The 17821-nt window shown below is 59.1% G+C and carries 17 protein-coding genes and 1 pseudogene; 10 read left to right on the top strand and 8 right to left on the bottom strand.

What is annotated here, in order from left to right; all coding sequences use genetic code 11:
• Window positions 1-27: 27 nt before the first annotated feature.
• The 7 genes from ACRCYW_RS03805 to rnm all read right to left on the bottom strand — a co-directional run bounded on the left by ACRCYW_RS03805 (window position 28) and on the right by rnm (window position 5706).
• Window positions 28-399, bottom strand: a complete 372-nt coding sequence (locus ACRCYW_RS03805) for a glyoxalase superfamily protein (protein ID WP_438548838.1) — start codon at window positions 397-399, stop codon at window positions 28-30.
• 28 nt (window positions 400-427) lie between these two features.
• Window positions 428-1300, bottom strand: a complete 873-nt coding sequence (gene tesB / locus ACRCYW_RS03800) for an acyl-CoA thioesterase II (protein ID WP_438548837.1) — start codon at window positions 1298-1300, stop codon at window positions 428-430.
• A 241-nt stretch (window positions 1301-1541) separates the two neighbouring features.
• Window positions 1542-2465 carry a 23S rRNA pseudouridine(2605) synthase RluB gene (rluB, locus tag ACRCYW_RS03795; protein WP_349918632.1) on the bottom strand — a complete coding sequence of 308 codons (924 nt, stop codon included), beginning with the start codon at window positions 2463-2465 and terminating at the stop codon, window positions 1542-1544.
• A gap of 105 nt (window positions 2466-2570) precedes the next feature.
• Complete coding sequence (gene scpB / locus ACRCYW_RS03790; RefSeq protein WP_438548836.1) at window positions 2571-3155, bottom strand: SMC-Scp complex subunit ScpB; 585 nt, start codon at window positions 3153-3155, stop codon at window positions 2571-2573.
• Between the two features lie 35 nt (window positions 3156-3190).
• Entirely contained in the window at window positions 3191-4069 is an 879-nt protein-coding gene (locus ACRCYW_RS03785) for a segregation and condensation protein A (protein ID WP_438548835.1), read from the bottom strand.
• The gene (locus ACRCYW_RS03780) at window positions 4062-4682 is read right to left on the bottom strand and encodes an L-threonylcarbamoyladenylate synthase (protein WP_438548834.1); all 621 of its coding nucleotides are present in this window, start codon (window positions 4680-4682) and stop codon (window positions 4062-4064) included. The genes ACRCYW_RS03785 and ACRCYW_RS03780 overlap by 8 nt, the downstream gene beginning before the upstream one ends.
• Window positions 4683-4824: 142 nt before the next feature.
• Window positions 4825-5706, bottom strand: a complete 882-nt coding sequence (gene rnm / locus ACRCYW_RS03775) for an RNase RNM (protein WP_438548833.1) — start codon at window positions 5704-5706, stop codon at window positions 4825-4827.
• Between the two features lie 425 nt (window positions 5707-6131).
• Here rnm and ACRCYW_RS03770 point away from each other — a divergent pair, with 425 nt between their 5' ends.
• From ACRCYW_RS03770 to ACRCYW_RS03725, 10 genes are all read left to right on the top strand, one after another.
• Complete coding sequence (locus ACRCYW_RS03770; RefSeq protein WP_438548832.1) at window positions 6132-7802, top strand: anthranilate synthase component 1; 1671 nt, start codon at window positions 6132-6134, stop codon at window positions 7800-7802.
• Between the two features lie 80 nt (window positions 7803-7882).
• Window positions 7883-8482: an aminodeoxychorismate/anthranilate synthase component II gene (locus ACRCYW_RS03765; protein WP_349918642.1), complete on the top strand. Its 600-nt coding sequence runs from the start codon at window positions 7883-7885 to the stop codon at window positions 8480-8482.
• Between the two features lie 10 nt (window positions 8483-8492).
• Window positions 8493-9506 (top strand): anthranilate phosphoribosyltransferase, encoded by a 1014-nt coding sequence (trpD, locus tag ACRCYW_RS03760; protein ID WP_438548831.1) that lies wholly within the window; start codon window positions 8493-8495, stop codon window positions 9504-9506.
• An 83-nt stretch (window positions 9507-9589) separates the two neighbouring features.
• A complete protein-coding gene (trpCF, locus tag ACRCYW_RS03755) occupies window positions 9590-11011 on the top strand; it encodes a bifunctional indole-3-glycerol-phosphate synthase TrpC/phosphoribosylanthranilate isomerase TrpF (protein ID WP_438548830.1) in 1422 nt (473 codons plus the stop codon).
• Window positions 11012-11086: 75 nt separating this feature from the next.
• Complete coding sequence (gene trpB, locus ACRCYW_RS03750; RefSeq protein ID WP_438548829.1) at window positions 11087-12280, top strand: tryptophan synthase subunit beta; 1194 nt, start codon at window positions 11087-11089, stop codon at window positions 12278-12280.
• Complete coding sequence (gene trpA, locus ACRCYW_RS03745; RefSeq protein ID WP_438548828.1) at window positions 12277-13086, top strand: tryptophan synthase subunit alpha; 810 nt, start codon at window positions 12277-12279, stop codon at window positions 13084-13086. Before trpB ends, trpA begins: the two co-directional genes overlap by 4 nt.
• A 1077-nt stretch (window positions 13087-14163) precedes the next feature.
• Window positions 14164-14745: a hypothetical protein gene (locus ACRCYW_RS03740; RefSeq protein WP_438548827.1), complete on the top strand. Its 582-nt coding sequence runs from the start codon at window positions 14164-14166 to the stop codon at window positions 14743-14745.
• 272 nt (window positions 14746-15017) lie between these two features.
• Window positions 15018-15446, top strand: coding sequence for a hypothetical protein (locus tag ACRCYW_RS03735; RefSeq protein ID WP_438548826.1), 429 nt, complete (start codon window positions 15018-15020; stop codon window positions 15444-15446).
• Window positions 15447-15531: 85 nt separating this feature from the next.
• Window positions 15532-15681, top strand: coding sequence for a hypothetical protein (locus ACRCYW_RS03730; protein WP_438548825.1), 150 nt, complete (start codon window positions 15532-15534; stop codon window positions 15679-15681).
• 166 nt (window positions 15682-15847) lie between these two features.
• The gene (locus tag ACRCYW_RS03725; protein ID WP_438548824.1) at window positions 15848-17221 is read left to right on the top strand and encodes a hypothetical protein; all 1374 of its coding nucleotides are present in this window, start codon (window positions 15848-15850) and stop codon (window positions 17219-17221) included.
• A 181-nt stretch (window positions 17222-17402) separates the two neighbouring features.
• Here the strand turns inward: ACRCYW_RS03725 and ACRCYW_RS03720 are convergent.
• A pseudogene (locus ACRCYW_RS03720) lies at window positions 17403-17689 on the bottom strand (metal-dependent hydrolase); the annotation flags it as partial.
• Window positions 17690-17821 lie beyond the last annotated feature (132 nt).

Raw genomic sequence — 17821 nt, 5'->3', positions numbered from 1 at the left:
AAAACGGGAGCCAGTGGCTCCCGTTTTTTATGAGACGAGTTCTGCCGGCGGCAGGGGCTCGGTAAAGACCAGTCGATTCCCGAAGGGATCCCGCACCGTGAGCTCCCTACAACCCCAGGGCATGGTCTCGATGGCGGGCCTGGCGTTGGGATACCCCTTGGCCCGCCACTCCGCAAACAGGGCGTCGAGCTGGTCGGTGGAGAGGCGCAGGGCCGCCCCAGGGCAGGCATCTCCGTGGTGCTCGGAGAGATGGATGACCCAGTCCCCCCGGGAGATCTGCAGGTAGAGCGGCATGTCCGGGCCGAACCTGTGCTCCCAGTCGATGACAAACCCCAGATAGTCGAGGTAGAAACTTCTGAGTTTGCCCTCATCGAAGCTGCGCAAGATGGGCACTATCACAAGATTACCCCCTGGCCGCCTGGCCTTGTCATGCGCCAGTGCCCCGGCGGCGGATCACCCCTTCCTGCATGGTGCTGGCCACCAGCACACCGTCACGGGTGAAGAACTGGCCGCGCACCAGACCGCGGCCACCGCTGGCGCTCGGGCTGTCCACCACGTAGAGCAGCCAGTCATCCAGCCGGAACTCCCGGTGGAACCACATGGAGTGATCTATGGTCGCCACCTGCATGTCCGGCTCCCAGTAGGAGACGCCGTGGGGCTGCAGGGCGGCGAACAGGAAGTGGAAGTCGGAGGCGTAAGCCAGCAGGTAGTTGTGCACCCGCTGATCGTCCGGCACGGGGCCGTTGGCCTTGAACCAAGTGTAGCGCAGGGGCTCGTGCACATCCGGACGTATGGGGTCGACCAGGGTCACCGGGCGGATCTCGATGGGCTTCTCGCACAGGATCTTGTCCCGCAGGGCCGGGGGGATCACCTGCTCGTAGGGGCGCACCAGCTCCAGCTCGCTCTTGAGCTGCTCCGGGGGCGTGATGCCCTCGGGCATCCTGGCCTGGTGTTCGAAGCCCGCGGCCTCCACCTGGAACGAGGCGTTGAGATAGAAGATGGGCTTGCCGCCCTGGATGGCCTTGACCCGGCGGGTGGAGACGGTCTGACCGTCGCGGATGTTCTCCACGTCGTAGACGATGGGCTTGTTGGCATCCCCAGGGCGCAGGAAGTAGGAGTGACAGCTATGCACCTGGCGATCGCTCGCCACCGTCTGCTTGGCGGCTGACAAGGCCTGCCCCATCACCTGTCCGCCGAACACGGCCCGCAGACCGAGATCCTGGCTCTGGCCCCGAAACAGGCCCTCCTCGATTTTCTCGAGCGCCAGCAGTGCCAGCAGCTCATCCAATACCTTGCTCATTCTTCTCTCCTGTGTCAGTGCGGGAAAGGCTAACAAGCCAGCCCTGGCAGAGCAACCGCTCCCTCATATGGCGCAACGTGATAGAGAAACTCATCAACATCAGAATCCATTGGCGCCGTGAATGAAAATGGCGCTGACCGTAGGGGATCTGCCCTGCCCGGCCGGGCGTTGCCAGCAGCAATAGAAAAGCCCACACCGAGAGGTGCGGGCTTTTGAAGGGACGGGGTCACCCAGGGCGAGCTTACTTGCTGCCGGTACCCGAGTTGCGGGTGGAGGAGGTCGGCTTGCGACGGGCTGTGGTGCTGCGGGCGCGCGGCTCCTTGCCCTGCATCTCCTTGTGGCGCTTGACGGCGCGGCGGATCTGGGCGGCCTGCTTGTGGCGACCGGCCTTGCCGTCCTGCTGCAGATCGACCTTGGACTCGGTCTCGTTGGGCAGATTCACCAGGCCGCGCAGGTAGTTCACCTCTGGGAGTTTCAGCTCCTGCCAGCCACCGCGGGGGATGCCGCGATCCAGGGTGACGTCGCCGTAGCGGATGCGCATCAGACGGCTCACCTGCACTTCCTGGGATTCCCACAGGCGGCGCACCTCGCGGTTGCGGCCCTCGGTCAGGGTGACGTTGAACCACTGGTTCAGGCCCTCACCGCCGGCCGGCTTGATCTTGTTGAACTTGGCCATGCCGTCTTCCAGCTGCACGCCCTTGCGCAGGCGCTGCAGCATGGCTTCGGTGATCTCGCCAAACACGCGCACCGCGTATTCCCGCTCCACTTCGTGGCTCGGGTGCATCAGCCGGTTGGCCAGCTCGCCGTCGGTGGTGAACAGCAGCAGGCCGGAGGTGTTGACGTCCAGACGACCCACCGCAATCCAGCGGGCGCCGTCCATCTTGGGCAGGCGATCAAACACGGTGGGGCGCCCTTCCGGATCGTGACGGGTACACATCTCCCCTTCGGGCTTGTGGTACGCCAGCACGCGGCAGATCTGCTCTTCCGCCGCACGGGTCTTGACCTGGTGACCATCCACCCGGATCACGGCGTTCACTTCGACGCGATCCCCCAGCGTGGCGACCTTGCCATCCACGCTGACCCGACCTGCGGTGATCAGGGCCTCCATCTCACGACGGGAGCCTTGACCCGCGCGGGCCAATACTTTTTGCAGTTTTTCACTCATCGGGTTTACCTGATTGTTGATCGCTGCCCGTTTGATACAGGGCAACGGTGACTTACTGTGGCGGCACCCGCTCGGGTTCGCCGCCACCGCTTGATACTCATCTTGCTAGGACGGCACGCTCTGACCGCCGCTCCCCTCACCCAGCATACCGGACAAGGGGGACTGCAGTTCGGGATCCAGCTCGGGAAGCTGTTCCAGACTGCGCAGGTTGAAATAATCCAGAAACTCCCGGGTGGTGGCGAGCAGCTCGGGGCGCCCCACCACCTCCTTGTGGCCTATGCTGCGCACCCAGCCACGCTCCTTCAGGGTATTGACGATCTGGCTCGACACCGCCACCCCGCGAATGGCCTCGATCTCGGCCCGGGTGATGGGCTGGCGATAGGCGATCAGCGTCAGCGTCTCCATCACTGCCCGCGAATAGCGCGGCGCCCGCTCGCTCCAGAGCCTCGAGAGCTCCTCGGCATACTCCTGGCGGGCCTGGAAGCGCCAGCCGGAGGCGACCTCTTTGAGCTCCACCCCCCGCGTCTCATAGTCTTTCCTGAGCTCCGCCAGCAGCAGCTGGACGTAGCGACCGGTGACCGGGTAGTCCGAGAGCACCCCGGCCTTGAGCTCGCTCACCGAGAGCGGACGACCGGCGACGAAGAGCGCCGCCTCGATCAGGCTCTTGAGCCGCTCAGCAGGCAATGCCATGACGCCCCTCCCCCGGTTTCAGGGTCTTCGACCGCTCAATGGGTAACGCCATGGTTGCCCTCCTCGGACGCACTGGCCAGTGCAAAGTGGATGGGACCGAGGGGCTCGGCCTGCAGGATCCAGATTAGGGACTCCTTGCACAGCTCAAGCAGCGCCAGAAACGTCACCAGCACCCCCATGCGCCCCTCTTCGGCCTTGACCACCTGATCGAGGCGCAGGGTCTGCCCCAGGGACAACATGGCCAGGATCTCCGCCATGCGCACCCGGGTCGGGATCTGTTCCCGGCGGATCTGGTGATGCTCAAAATGAGTCGCGCGTTTTACCACACTTTGCATGTAAAGGGCGAGCTCAACCAGCGAAACATCGGGAGCGAGCGGCTTCAGGGAGCCGAAATCCGGCGGCAAGGCGCTCGCCACATAGATCTCCCGCTCCAGCCGGGGCTGGGCGTCCAGCCGTTCGGCACCCAGCTTGTAGCGCTCGTACTCCTGCAGCCGGCGAATGAGGGTGACCCGGGGATCCTCCCCCTCCTCCTCATCTTCCAGCTCCGGAGCCTTGGGCAGCAACAGGCGTGATTTGATCTCGGCGAGCCAGGCCGCCATCAGCAGGTATTCCGCGGCGAGTTCCAGGTTCAGCCCCTGCATCAGCTCCACGTACTCCATGTACTGGGCGGTGATCTGCAGGATCGGCAGGTTCAGGATGTCCAGCTGCTGGCGACGGATGAGGTAGAGCAGCAGATCGAGAGGCCCCTCGAAGGTGTCGAGGAAGACTTCCAGCGCATCCGGCGGAATAAACAGATCCTGGGGCAGCTCATGATAGGGCTGCCCCAGGACGGTGGCGATGGGCGGCGCAGGGATGGGCGGGGGTTGGTCTCCCTCACCCTGGGCCTGGGTCGCCGTGTCGGCGGCCTTATTCAAACGGCGTGGGATCCCCGGCGCCGCGACGACGCAGCACGGGCTCGTCGTCGGAGAAGTCCACGACCGTGGTGGGCTGCTCGCCGAGATAGCCGCCGTTGACCACCAGATCCAGCTGCTTGCCGAGCTTGTCGGCGATCTCTTCCGGGTCGAACTCCGCCATCTCGGAGCCCGGCAGGATCAGGGTGGTGGAGAGCAGGGGCTCGCCGAGCTCCTCCAGCAGTGCGAGGGCGATGTTGTTGGCGGGCACCCGGATGCCGATGGTCTTCTTCTTCTCGTTCATCAGGCGGCGCGGCACTTCCTTGGTCGCCTTGAAGATGAAGGTGTAGGGGCCCGGAGTGTTGTTCTTGATCAGGCGAAACGCGCTGTTGTCCACCTTGGCGTAGGTGGCGATTTCGGAGAGATCCCGGCACACCAAGGTGAAATCGTGGTTCGGCTCGATGCGGCGGATGCGGCAGATGCGTTCCAGGGCATCCTTGTTGCCCATCTGGCAGCCAAGGGCATAACCGGAGTCGGTGGGATAGACGATGACGCCGCCGTTTTGCAGGATCTGCACCGCCTGGCCGATGAGGCGGGCCTGGGGATTATCGGGATGTACGTAAAAATGCTGACTCATATGCTGTTCTCGCGATGGGGGCACTGCGTGTGCCCGCTTCATGGTCGAGGGCCTGCGCCCATGACACTACCTTAACGCCTTTGGCGCAGACTCGCTCGCGCCAAAAGTTAAAATGGGCCCCATTGGCCTGCCGAACCGCGTCTCAGCGGGCGGCCAGCAGGCTGGCATGCTCCTCGGGGCTGAGGCCGAAGTGGCCGGGATAGCCCAGCCAGAGCGGCATCCCCTCCTTGGGCAACCAGAGATGGCGGCCGAGCTCGGTCCAGCTGGAAGGGAAATGGAAGTCCGATCCCACCGAGATGTAGAGATCGTGATCCTTGGCCCACTGACCGAGATTGGCCCGCTCCTGGGGGCTCTGCTGGGGCAGGGAGACCTCCATGGCATCCCCCCCGGCGGACTTGAAGGCCACCAGCAGCCGCTTGATCCACTTGGCGGTGAGATCGTAGCGGCTCGGATGGGCCAGCACTGCCAGGCCACCTGCGCCGTGGATGGCCTCGATGGCCACCGCCATCTCGGGCCACTCGGCGGGGACATAGCCCTTGTTGCCCCGGCTCAGGTACTTCTTGAAGACCTTCTGCATGTTGTCCGCCACCCCGCGGGCCATCAGCACCCGGGCAAAATGGGCTCGGGTCACGGCGGCCTCGCCGGCTAGGGCCTTGGCCTCTTCATAGGTGCCGGGCAGCTGGCACTTCTCCAGACGGCGCCCTATCTCCTCGGCACGGGCCTCCCGACGAGCCAGCTGGGCGGCCAGGAAGGCGGTGAGCCCCGGGTTTTGTTCATCCACCCCGAGCGCCACAATGTGAATTTCGTGATGCTCCCAACCGGTGGAGATCTCGACCCCGCTCACCAGTCGCAGCGGCAACTGCTCGGATGCGATCGTTGCACGAACTTCATCAAGGCCGGCGAGGGTGTCGTGGTCAGTGACCGCTAACACCTCGACCCCTTTTTCGGCGGCGCGGCGCACCAGGTCGGAGGGCGAAAGCACCCCATCCGAGGCCGTGGTATGACAGTGAAGATCGAATCTCATCGGCTTGTTTCGCTCTCGTTGACTGATCCGCTTGGCAAAAAGCGGCAAAAAAGCGACTTGACTTGGCCGCGGCTTTAGCGTTTTCTGTAGACACTTCAAGTGCAAACAGATCGATACAGGATTTTATCATGCAAACGACAATCACCCTGACCCATAGCTGGTGGTGGCACATTCCCTGACATGCGGGCGTGTGGTCGTTGCTGTACCTGAAATCTGACAGCAAATTAAGAACCCAGAGAAAAAGCCCGCTGACCCCAGCGGGCTTTTTTATTATCCGGCAAATGGACATCTGATGAAACCGAGAATTCTGATCAGCGTACAAGCAGGGCGATGGCGGGCCCACTGAGGCAACCCCATCCATCCATTTTCAAGAGACTCAACATCATGAACATCGGTTACACAGAACAGCTGCAAGGGAACGCATCATGACAGGCAACAAGACCCGGTTACCCCTGGGCGAATTCGATACCATCCGGCTCAACGCCCCCTATGTGACGGATCCGCTGGCGCTCTACAGCCAGCTCTGTCAGGGCCGCCCCAACAACCTGCTGCTGGAATCCGTGGAGATCGACTCCAAGGCCGGTACCCAGAGCCTGCTGCTGGTGGACGCTTGCCTGCGCATCGAGTGCCGCGGCCGCACCGTGCGGGTACGCGCCCTCAACGACAACGGCGAGCGGCTGCAAGCCCTGCTTGATGAGCGCCTGCCCGCTCTCATCGCTCGCACCCAGGACAACGGCGAGCTCAGCCTCGCCTTCCCGGCCTCCGATCGGGAGCTCGACGAAGACAGCCGCCTCAAGGGGATCAGCGTGCTGGACGTGCTGCGCACCCTGCAACGGGAGCTGCAATGCCAGCTCGGCCCTCTTGACGCTAGCGCGAACAAGCAGGCGCTCTTTATGGGGGGCAGCTTCGCCTACGACCTCATCGCCTCCTTCGAGGATCTGCCCGAGGTGCCGGAAGGCAGCAACGACTGCCCCGACTACTGCTTCTACGTGGCCGAGACCCTGATCACAATCGATCACATCAAGCAGAGCACCCAGCTGCTGGCCTGTCTCTTCGGCGGCGGTGAAGAAGATGACAGCCAGCTCGACGAGCGCTATGCCCGTTTGACCGCCCGTCTCGAGACCTTCAAGCTGGCCTGTCAGCAGCCGCAGCCCAGGCAACAGGCGACCCAACCCCTGACCGGGGCGCTGGCGGTCGACAAGAACGACAAGCAGTTCTGCGCAGAGGTGGAGAAGCTCAAGGGCTTTATCCGCCGTGGCGACATCTTCCAGGTGGTACCGTCCCGCAGCTTCTCCCTGCCCTGCCCCGAGCCCGTCGCCGCCTACCGTCGCCTCAAGCAGACCAACCCCAGCCCCTACATGTTCTACGTGCAGGACGAGGGCTTCACCCTGTTTGGCGCCTCCCCGGAGAGCGCGGTCAAGTTCGAGGCGGGCAGCCGCCAGGTGGAGATGTATCCCATCGCCGGCACCCGCCGTCGTGGCCTCAACCCGGACGGCAGCATCAATCTGGACCTGGATGGCCGCATCGAGCTGGAGCTGCGCCAGGACGAGAAAGAGGTCGCCGAGCACCTGATGCTGGTGGATCTGGGTCGCAACGACATCGCCCGCATCTCCGAGCCCGGCACCCGCTACGTCAAAGACTTGCTGAAAGTGGATCGCTACAGCCACGTGATGCACCTGGTCTCCCGGGTGGTCGGCACCCTGCGCACCGATCTCGATGCCCTGCACGCTTATCAGGCCTGCATGAACATGGGCACCCTGACCGGCGCCCCCAAGCTGCGCGCCAGCGAGCTCATCCGCATGGTGGAAGGCAAGCGCCGTGGTAGCTACGGCGGCGCCGTGGGCTATCTCAACGGTGAGGGGGAAATGGATACCTGCATCGTCATCCGCTCCGCCTTCGTGAAAGACGGCGTTGCCCATGTCCAGGCCGGTGCCGGCGTCGTCTATGACTCCAAACCCCAAGCCGAAGCGGACGAGACCCGCGCCAAGGCCGCCGCCGTGCTGGCCGCCATCGCCGCCAGCCATGGCACCTCCCTGCAGGCCCTGAGCCTGCAGGAGCACCAGTCAGAGAAGCACAAGGAAGCGCGCCATGACTAACATCTTCCTGCTCGATAACTTCGACTCGTTCACTTACTGCCAGGTTGCCGATCAGTTCCGCCCTTCGAAGGAGCAGTATCATGACTAATATTTTCCTGCTCGATAACTTCGATTCGTTTACCTACAACCTGGTGGATCAGTTCCGCACCCTTGGCTATCCGGTGCGCATCTACCGCAACAGCCTGCCGGCCAGCCGCATCATGAATGAGATCGAAGCCGCCGGTGGCGACGCCGTGCTGGTGCTCTCGCCGGGCCCAGGTGCCCCCCACGAGGCGGGTTGCCTGATCGAGCTCATCAAGCTGGCCCGTGGCCGGGTGCCCATCATCGGCATCTGCCTCGGTCATCAGGCCCTGTGTGAAGCTTATGGCGGCACAGTCGGGGCGGCGGGGGAAATCGTCCACGGCAAGCGCTCCCTCATCGAGCACAACGGCCACGGCGCCTTCGCCGGTCTGCCGAGCCCGCTGCCGGTGGCCCGCTACCACTCTCTGGTCGCGACCTATGTGCCGGAAGAGCTGCAGGTGATTGCCCACTATCAGGGCATGCCCATGGCTGTCGAGCAGAGCGGCGAGCGCGTGCTCGGCTTCCAGTTCCACCCAGAATCCATCATGACAAGCGAAGGGGCCCGCCTGCTCACCCAGGCCCTCGCCCACGTGACGCGTCCCGAAAGTACGGTGCGGTAAGGAGACTCCCATGCATCAACATCTCAATACCCTCTATCAGGGGCTGTCTCTGTCGCGCGATGAAGCGCGCGATGCCTTCGGTCAGGTCGTGCGCGGCGAAGTGGATCCCATCGTGCTCTCGAGCCTGCTCACCGCCCTCAAACTCAAGGGAGAGACCCCGGAGGAGATCGCCGGCGCCGCCGATGCGCTCCTGGCCGAGGCCCGCGACTTCCCGCGCCCGGATTATGCCTTCTGCGATATCGTCGGCACCGGCGGCGATGGCCTCAACACCATCAACGTCTCCACCACCTCGGCTCTGGTGGCCGCGGCCTGCGGCCTCAAGGTCGCCAAGCACGGCAACCGCTCCGTCTCGAGCAAGTCCGGCTCGAGCGACCTGCTCGACAAGATGGGGATCAAGCTCGACATGAGCCCAGAGCAGGCCCGCCGTTGCCTCGACGAGCTCGGCATCTGCTTCCTGTTCGCCCCCCAGTACCACGCCGGGGTGCGCCACGCCATGCCGGTGCGTCAGGCCCTCAAGACCCGCACCCTGTTCAACGTGCTCGGGCCCCTTATTAACCCGGCCCGTCCCACTTATCAGCTGATGGGAGTCTATGCGCCGGAACTGGTGCGTCCCATCGCCGAAACCCTGCTGGCGCTGGGTCTGAAAACCGGTATGGTGGTACACGGCGCGGGGCTGGACGAGATCGCCATCCACGGCCCGACCCAGGTCGCCGAGATCCGGGACGGCGAGATCCGCGAGTACCTCATTACCCCGGCGGACTTTGGCCTCGCCACCTACCCGGTCAGCGCCATCCAGGGCGGTGAGCCGGAGGAGAACCGCGCCATCACCGCCGCCATTTTGGCAGGCGAAGGCAGCCCGGCCCACAACGCCGCCATCGCCGCCAACGTGGCGCCCCTGCTGGTGATGGCGGGCAAGGCGCCGGACTTCAAGCAGGCTGCCGCCCTGGTGCTGACCAAGCTCGCGAGCGGCGAGTGCAGCGCCCTCGCGAAGGCGCTGGCCACCCTGAGCCATCAGGAGGCATGATGTCAGCCACGATCAAAGAGAGCCCACAAGGCACTCACTCAGAACGCCCGAAGGGCAGTTCACAGCTTCGCAAGGATAACGAGATGTCAGACGTCATTGCCCCCCATGCTTTCTTGAACATGGCCTCCATCAACCAGACCATTCTCGGCAAGATAGTGGCCGCCAAGCAGGGCTGGATTGAAGCCCGCAAGGAAGCCCAGCCGTTCGAGAGCTTCAAGGCCGCGCTGGTGCCAAGCGACCGGGACTTCGAGGGGCAACTGCGGGCAGGCTCTACCCGCTTCATTCTCGAGTGCAAGAAGGCTTCTCCCTCCAAGGGCCTGATCCGCAATGACTTCAGCCCCGAGGCCATCGCCGATGTCTATGGCAAATACGCCACCGCCATCTCCGTGCTGACCGACGAGAAGTTCTTCCAGGGGGATTTCGCGTTTCTGCCACGGGTGCGCTCCCGGGTTCAGCAGCCCGTGCTGTGCAAGGACTTCATGATCGACCCCTATCAGGTCTATCTGGCCCGCCACTATCAGGCGGACGCCATCCTGCTGATGCTCTCCGTGCTCACCGACGAGGGCTATAACGCCCTGTTCGCGGTGGCGAAAGAGCTGGGTCTCGGCGTGCTGACCGAGGTAAGCAACGAAGAAGAGCTGGAGCGCGCCATCGCGCTGGGCGCCCCTGTCATCGGCATCAATAACCGCGACCTGCGGGATCTCAGCGTCGATATCGCGCGCACCGGTCAGCTGGCCGCCCGCATTCCCGCGGATCGGGTTGTCATCAGCGAGTCCGGTATCCGCAACCGCGCCCAGGTGGCCGAGCTGCGCCAGCATGCCAAGGGCTTTTTGGTGGGATCGTCCCTGATGGAAGAGAACGATCTCGAGGCTGCGGTGCGCAAGCTCACCCTGGGCCAGAACAAGGTGTGCGGCCTGACCAAGCCTGAGGACGCCGCCGCCGCCCATCAGGCTGGCGCCGTCTTCGGTGGCCTCATCTTCGTCGCCAAGAGCCCGCGCTACGTGGACATCCCCGCCGCCCGCGCCGTGATGGCGGGCGCGCCGCTTTCCTACGTCGGGGTGTTTCGCAACGCCCAGGCCGCCACCATCGCCAAGACGGTGGATGCCCTGAACCTCGCCGCCGTGCAACTGCACGGGGATGAGGATGCCGCCTATATCGAGAGCCTGCGCCCCCTGCTGCCCCCAGGCTGCGAGATCTGGAAAGCCGTCGGCATCACGAGTGGCGAGCCCCTGCCCACCCTCGACTTCCCGGCGGATCGCCTGCTGCTGGACACGAAAGTGGGCAGCCAGAGCGGTGGCACCGGCCAGGCCTTCGACTGGTCCCTGCTGGCGGGGCTCGATAAATCCCGGCTGATGCTGGCCGGCGGCCTGAACGCCGACAACGCATTGCAAGCCGCTCAAGTGGGCTGTCTGGGCCTTGATTTCAACTCCGGGGTGGAGAGTGCGCCGGGCCAGAAGGATCCCCAGAAGCTCGCTGCGGCCTTTGGCGCCCTGCGTCAACTGTGAGAGCGCCCAGCACGCCCTGTGAACATGCACCCAATTGATGAATCGCTTTCGCCTATAAATACAAGGAATAGTCCCATGACTCTGCTCAATCCATTCTTCGGGGAATTTGGCGGTATGTATGTACCCCAGATCCTCGTCCCCGCCCTGCTCCAGCTGGAGAAGGCCTTCGTCGATGCCAAGGAGGATCCGGCCTTCATCGCCGAGTTTGAGGAATTGCTGACCGAGTACGCCGGTCGCCCGACCCCCCTCACCCTGACTCGCAACCTCACCAAGGGCACCCAGACCAGGTTGTATCTGAAGCGGGAAGATCTGCTGCACGGCGGCGCTCACAAGACTAACCAGGTGCTGGGTCAGGCCCTGCTCGCCAAGCGCATGGGCAAGACCGAGATCATCGCCGAGACCGGCGCCGGTCAGCACGGGGTCGCCACAGCCCTGGCCTGCGCCCTGCTTGGCCTCAAATGTCGGGTCTACATGGGCGCCAAGGATTGCGAGCGCCAGAAGCCGAACGTGTTTCGCATGAAGTTGATGGGCGCCACCGTGATACCGGTGCATTCCGGCTCATCCACTCTGAAGGATGCCTGCAACGAGGCGCTACGGGACTGGGCCGCGAACTATGAGAGCGCCCACTACCTGCTCGGCACCGCCGCCGGCCCCCACCCCTTCCCCACTATCGTGCGGGAATTCCAGAAGATGATCGGGGAAGAGGCCAAGGCCCAGTGCTTCGAGAAGGAAGAGCGTCTGCCCGATGCGGTGATCGCCTGCGTCGGCGGCGGCTCCAACGCCATCGGCATGTTCGCCGATTTTATCGACAACCCTGAAGTGCGCCTGATCGGCGTCGAGCCGGGCGGTCACGGCATCGAGAGCGGCGAGCACGGTGCGCCGCTGGGTCACGGCAGCAAGGGGGTCTTCTTTGGCATGCACTCCTACCTGATGCAAGACAGCCAGGGCCAAATTCAAGAGTCCTACTCCGTCTCGGCGGGGCTCGATTTCCCCTCCGTCGGCCCCCAGCACGCCCATCTGGCCGCCATCGGCCGGGCAGAGTATGTCTCCATCACGGACAAAGAGGCGCTGGATGCGTTCCAGGAACTGGCCCAATCGGAGGGGATTATTCCGGCGCTGGAATCCTCCCACGCCCTGGCCCATGCCCTGAAACTCGCCCGCAGCGAGCCTGAGAAAGAGCAGGTGCTGATCGTCAACCTCTCCGGCCGTGGCGACAAGGACATCTTCACCGTCGCCGACATCTTCGAAAAAGAAGGAACCCTGTCATGAATCGCTACGCACAACTCTTCTCCCGGTTAGCACAAGCCAAACAGGGCGCCTTCGTCCCCTTCGTGATGCTGGGGGATCCGACCCCCGAACTGTCGCTGGCCATCGTCGATGCCCTGGTCGAAGGGGGCGCCGATGCCCTGGAACTCGGCATTCCCTTCTCGGATCCGGTGGCGGACGGCCCCACCATCCAAGGCGCGGCCCTGCGGGCGTTTGCGAGCCACACCACCCCGGATGACTGCTTCGGGCTGCTCACCAAGATCCGCGCCAAGTACCCTGAGCTGCCCATTGGCCTGCTGGTCTACGCGAACCTGGTCTATGTGCGCAAGATTGACGGCTTCTACGAGAAGTGTCTGCAGGCGGGCGTGGATTCCGTGCTGGTAGCGGACGTGCCGGTGCAGATGTGCGAGCCCTACAAGGCCGCCGCCGACAAGTACGGCATCGACAGCATCTTTATCGCCCCGCCGAACGGCGACGCCGAGACGCTCAAAGCCGTGGCTGAACTGGGCTCCGGTTACACCTATCTGGTGAGCCGCGCCGGCGTCACCGGCGCCGAGACCAAGGCCGGCATGCCGGTGGAAGGCCTCATCAACTCCTTGCGCGAGTTCAAGGCCCCCCCCGCCCTGCTCGGCTTTGGCATCAGCGAGCCGTCCCAGGTGCGCGATGCCATCAAGGCTGGCGCCGCCGGTGCCATCTCCGGCTCTGCCGTGGTGAAGATCATCGAGACCCACCACCAGAACCCGGAGCATATGCTCACCCGCCTCAAGGAGTTTGTGGAAGGGATGAAGGCCGCGACCCGCCACCTCTGATCCCCAGGCCTGGCTTGGCCCCTCAGCCCTGACCCTAAGCAACAAGGGAGCCCGAATGGGCTCCCTTTTCTATTTCTTCTTTTCGCTCCTAATATCAGTGCCCCCTCTCCCTCTGGGAGAGGGTTGGGGTGAGGGGATCAAGATGCACTAAGGCGTTATCGAATGTGATGAAGATCCGTAGGGGCGAATAGCAAAACGTATTTGGACATTCGCGATTCAGGCGGAGTTAATCCGAACTCCCGAGCCAGCGGTGAGGTGTTTGATGCGGCTGCGCCGCATGGAACGCGAGTGCTCCGCCCTCGACGGGGTTTCGCCCGCCCTTCGGGCCTGGGCGAGTGACTTTGGAAAGACCCAAAGTCACCAAAAGTCTTCTCCCCCGCTTATTCGCCCGACTGACGTCGGGTACCTTCGGCTCACCCTCTTGTCCAACGGCACGCGCCGATGGGCCGTCCATGGCCCAGCGCCGCTCGCTCGGCATCCTGCCTCGCAGCCTGGACAAGAGAGCTCGCCTCAGCGAATAAGAGGGGGATCAAGACAAGACAGTGCCAACTCTCAGCTGCCGAACAAGCCCCCTCTCTCCTTGGGAGAGGGCTGGGGTGAGGGGAATTTCCGTACTCCCTGCTGACACAATGACGCACTTAAAATATCGATTGCTCACTAATTAATTGAGCCAACTCAGGTTTCTATCAACTACCTCTTCCCATGTCTCAATCCGGCCTCTTATGATAGCCACATGACAATCCATCTCTCGGGAAAGCGTCATGACAGCGATGCTTGCTATCTCGCGGGTGAAAAGCAGCGAACTGGGGGCTGGAACTCAGGGCGGTAGCCTTGCCGACGCTTGCCATCGCCCACTCCTTCACTGTTTCTTTATACGGGGGACATGGAAGCGTTAAACAAGGAGGTCAAGCGAATACATTCAAGTATCAGAGGCGGACTGGTAATGTTTTGATTTAATTCAATTTTTTTCGTGGCAACTATCAGGGCAGAGCGGAGTTATATGGAAGGCTCTGCTATCGGATTAGTGCCGCCCTCTATCTAATCACTGTTAGCCGCTATAATGGAGTGCACAATTTAATGATTTGGTGGGAAAAAACAGTTGAGTACAACTTTGTTATTCGATCTTCAATTGATAAAAAGATCAACTTTGCTGCGCCGCTGTCTGGCATACAGGAAATCGGCGGTGATGGAATTTTTGGAATCGATGCCAAGTTAATACTTGTTGAATTTAAACGGTCCCAAAAAGAACTTAAAACAGAAAAAGATAAATTCGTTTGCTACGAACAAGCAAAAAATGAAATGGTAGGTCGTGACAACCATCATTTTTTAGTTTATGGATCTGAAGGTGCTACCAATCTGAATTTGCATGCTCGACATTACTTTTCATGGAAGGAAGTAGATCCAGCCCTATCTATTTTAGAGCTTGGGGTCGGTGACGAAAATTTTAAATCATACCTTGGTGATCTAATTGAATTAAAGAAAGAGGACGGTCGTTCAGATGGGTCGGTTGGGCCAGAGTCGGTAGCGTCCGTTGTTGGCGTATCTCCTGATTCTGTAAGCTCAATATCTCTAACGGAATATGTTAGGTTGACTTTACCAAGACTTTATCAGGCCCTTTCTCCTACACAAACTATAAGCAAAGGACCGCGTCTTGGCTAACAAGGCATTGCAGCGGACAGGTCGCTGAATGCGGCGTTAGGCTCAAACCAACCCTTGATAAAATGAAAAATAAAATACTCTTAACAATTTAATCAGCCCTTCTAATTTCTGCGTTAGTAATAGGATCTTTCTGGACAAGCAACCCAGATGGAAACTACGAGCCATTTCTTGCAGTAATAGGAATCAACTTAGCCTTATTGGAACTATTTAGGCGTCTGACGGACCGCAACAATAAAGTATCAACTCCCAAAAAAATATATGTGCGACGATACTTGGATCAGCCACATAACCTACCCTTCATCAAGGGACTTCCTTCTTTGCGCCATGCCGCGCATGAAAGTGCTCAAGAACTTTGGGATAGCGGCATAACAGCCAATATGAGACAGGGCAGCTATGACTATATAGATTTTCTTGAAGATATCTGGGTGAAGCTGGCGGAGTTTTATCCTCCGCTTCACTTTGGTGGATTAGAGTCGAGAAAGTACATAACTAAATATATACAAGACCGTTTCAGTCATCATCGTGCAAACCTAGAACCAGATGGTCCTGGCACTGGAGGGACAATAGTTGGCGTAATGGCTGGCGGCCATGTGATTCATGACTTAGAAGAAATGATAGATGACACAGTTTGCACTTTATCTTTGAACTCGGAATCATTTGACTATCAAGACTGGAAAAACAAATGGCGAGGAAAAGCCTAACAAGTGGTTCAAACCGTTCGCTGCGCTCACTCGGGACTGGTTAAAGCCGGCCCCTTAACCAAACGTTATACATTTTGGAGTTTTGATGAAGTTTAATGTTTCAGATTTTGGTAAAGGTGGTTTTGTTGGTTTTATTTGTACTGCACTAATTGTTGCCGTACTAGCTTATACAACAGATGGACGCTTTTCATTTGGTATTATCAGTGCTGATTTTTCAGAAGAAATTCAATTTTAACTAAAAAATTGAAAGTCAGCAGACTCAGATAAACACATTAGAGAATAAAAATAAAGCTCTAAAAACAATGTTGCCAGTAACGGAGCTGGAGCCAGTATTAAAGTTTCAGGTTGAGGTTGAGGTTGATAAATTCACTGATAAATATGGTGAAGTTAAAAAATCATAGGTGGATACGTCTTGTGAAAATGATGACAAAAAACAACTCATAAAACTTCAAAGAGAATTAAAAATACTGGAAGGCAAAGCTCTTTATTTAAGCTTATACGACAATTACGCTTCATTTTTAATAGCTTTTAAGGCACAACATTTAGCCTTGACTGTCGAAGGTAAATGTATAATAAATAGTTTAATCCGTTCGTTTCACTCACTGGGACGGGCTAAAGCCCTCCCCTTAACCAAAACGTCAGCCACTATGAAAATCTCATACAGATCCGATACAGACTCTGACTTCAAGTGCTTAGAAGAAAGCATCGCGCGCGGTGAATTTGGGAAACTCAATGAACTATGGAGAGTTGAATTAGAGCGTGAAAAGGGGTTTTTCGCATGGGAAATTCAGGAGGTTTTCTCCAACTACTGGTCAAAAGAAGAGTCAGATAAATTTCTTAATGAGATGCAAAGAGATGAGATCATCCTGCCTACACGTTTCGACTCGATATCACAGCACTCAATTCTTTCTGGCCTGATTGCAGAAATTGAGCAGTCCGCCCAAGACTTTAAACTTGAATACGGGCATTTTCCGCATTCAAGTACTATTCCAACCGGCCAAGTAAATGCCTGTGCGGCAAACCTGAAGTGTTCTAGTCGAACATTTTTACTATTTGACTCTCAGCTTTTCCTGTACTGCCATCTCTTTTCTAAAGCTTTCGCACTCTGCCTCCCCATCATAAAGTCAGATTCATCCGGGATTCAGCTCTCGAGCAACATCGACAAAGTCAAGTTGCAGATCGAGAATAATACGAATAAATGTACAGAGCGTTTTTTTGATGTACTGCACGCCTATGTAATATTGGGTTGTCCAAGCGAGGCCGAACCGTATCTTTTACCAAAAGATTATATTTCTTATTCCGAGCTTCTCCGGCAAGGAATGGAATTAATGGTTGTTGGCCATGAGTTTGGTCACGTTAATGCTGGACACTTAGGTGATGCAACTTGGCGCTCAATACGGATGCTTTCAGAAGCAGAGATATATAAATCTCATCGGCAAGAATTCGAAGCCGATTTTTGGGGTTGCGTGCTTACACTTCAGGCGATGTCTCGCAAAGGTTATGACTCCACACTTTCATTTATAGGTCTTGACCTTTTCTTTTCTGCAATGGTGTTGTCTGAGCGCTATCGTAGCCTTCGTTCAGGTATCCGAGACGAGCATTTTGAAGAGGAAGAGTCTGAATCTCACCCCTCCTTCGGTGCACGACAGGCATTTCTACGCGAGGCAATAAAGCACATAGATGGAATTAAAGAGCACACTGCAAGTATTCAGGCACTCTGCCAGTTCTACGATGGCGCTCTAGAGCATTTATGGAAAACCTCTATTAGTACGTAAAGTGATAGTGCAAATAGCGGCTAACAACTCGCTCACTGGGACAAGTTTAAAGCCCGCCCCTTAACTAAACGTTAGGCTAAATTCAGAGGAAAAATCAGGACACCCATCTTTCTGAGCGAGACATTGTATAACCAGAACACAAGAGATGGGTGTCCAAGTTTTTATTTTTTGCTCAACCACTCTATATCCAACAAACCTTTCCAATCCCACCACTACCTCCCCTTCCCCACCCCCGCCATCCCATCAACACCAACATCACTACAACCCCCGGCAGCCAGACCCAGTAGAGCTCGGAGAGGATCACCGCCTCACTTCGGGCGGTGAGATACGCCTCCAGCTTGAAGGGGAAACCCGGATTACCTGCCAGGGGGCAAAAAAACGCTCGTCACGCCATGGCCAGAGCCAGCCAACCCCCTTGCCGTCAGTGGTGAGCGAATCGAGCAGGCTGTGGTAGAGCAGAGAGACCAGACGGTGGCGGAATGCTTGTAGTATGCCTATGAACAGGTAGGCTCGTCTCCACCCATGGTTCAAAGCGCTTGCCATGGGCATCCATCTTACGCATCATTCACAATCTATAGAGTCATACGAGAATGGAATGGT

The organism is Aeromonas sp. (genome assembly GCF_051657805.1).
Taxonomy (GTDB): domain Bacteria; phylum Pseudomonadota; class Gammaproteobacteria; order Enterobacterales; family Aeromonadaceae; genus Aeromonas.
Note: the sequence above shows the minus strand (reverse complement) of the source record. Positions and strands in the feature narration are given on the sequence as shown.

Bases quoted from the DNA above. Each gene is read 5' to 3' on its own strand.
- tesB (WP_438548837.1), bottom strand. From the start codon at position 1,300: ATGAGCAAGGTATTGGATGAGCTGCTGGCACTGCTGGCGCTCGAGAAA.
- rluB (WP_349918632.1), bottom strand. From the start codon at position 2,465: ATGAGTGAAAAACTGCAAAAAGTATTGGCCCGCGCGGGTCAAGGCTCC.
- scpB (WP_438548836.1), bottom strand. From the start codon at position 3,155: ATGGCATTGCCTGCTGAGCGGCTCAAGAGCCTGATCGAGGCGGCGCTC.
- ACRCYW_RS03780 (WP_438548834.1), bottom strand. From the start codon at position 4,682: ATGAGTCAGCATTTTTACGTACATCCCGATAATCCCCAGGCCCGCCTC.
- rnm (WP_438548833.1), bottom strand. From the start codon at position 5,706: ATGAGATTCGATCTTCACTGTCATACCACGGCCTCGGATGGGGTGCTT.
- ACRCYW_RS03770 (WP_438548832.1), top strand. From the start codon at position 6,132: ATGACAGGCAACAAGACCCGGTTACCCCTGGGCGAATTCGATACCATC.
- ACRCYW_RS03765 (WP_349918642.1), top strand. From the start codon at position 7,883: ATGACTAATATTTTCCTGCTCGATAACTTCGATTCGTTTACCTACAAC.
- trpD (WP_438548831.1), top strand. From the start codon at position 8,493: ATGCATCAACATCTCAATACCCTCTATCAGGGGCTGTCTCTGTCGCGC.
- trpCF (WP_438548830.1), top strand. From the start codon at position 9,590: ATGTCAGACGTCATTGCCCCCCATGCTTTCTTGAACATGGCCTCCATC.
- trpB (WP_438548829.1), top strand. From the start codon at position 11,087: ATGACTCTGCTCAATCCATTCTTCGGGGAATTTGGCGGTATGTATGTA.
- trpA (WP_438548828.1), top strand. From the start codon at position 12,277: ATGAATCGCTACGCACAACTCTTCTCCCGGTTAGCACAAGCCAAACAG.
- ACRCYW_RS03740 (WP_438548827.1), top strand. From the start codon at position 14,164: ATGATTTGGTGGGAAAAAACAGTTGAGTACAACTTTGTTATTCGATCT.
- ACRCYW_RS03730 (WP_438548825.1), top strand. From the start codon at position 15,532: ATGAAGTTTAATGTTTCAGATTTTGGTAAAGGTGGTTTTGTTGGTTTT.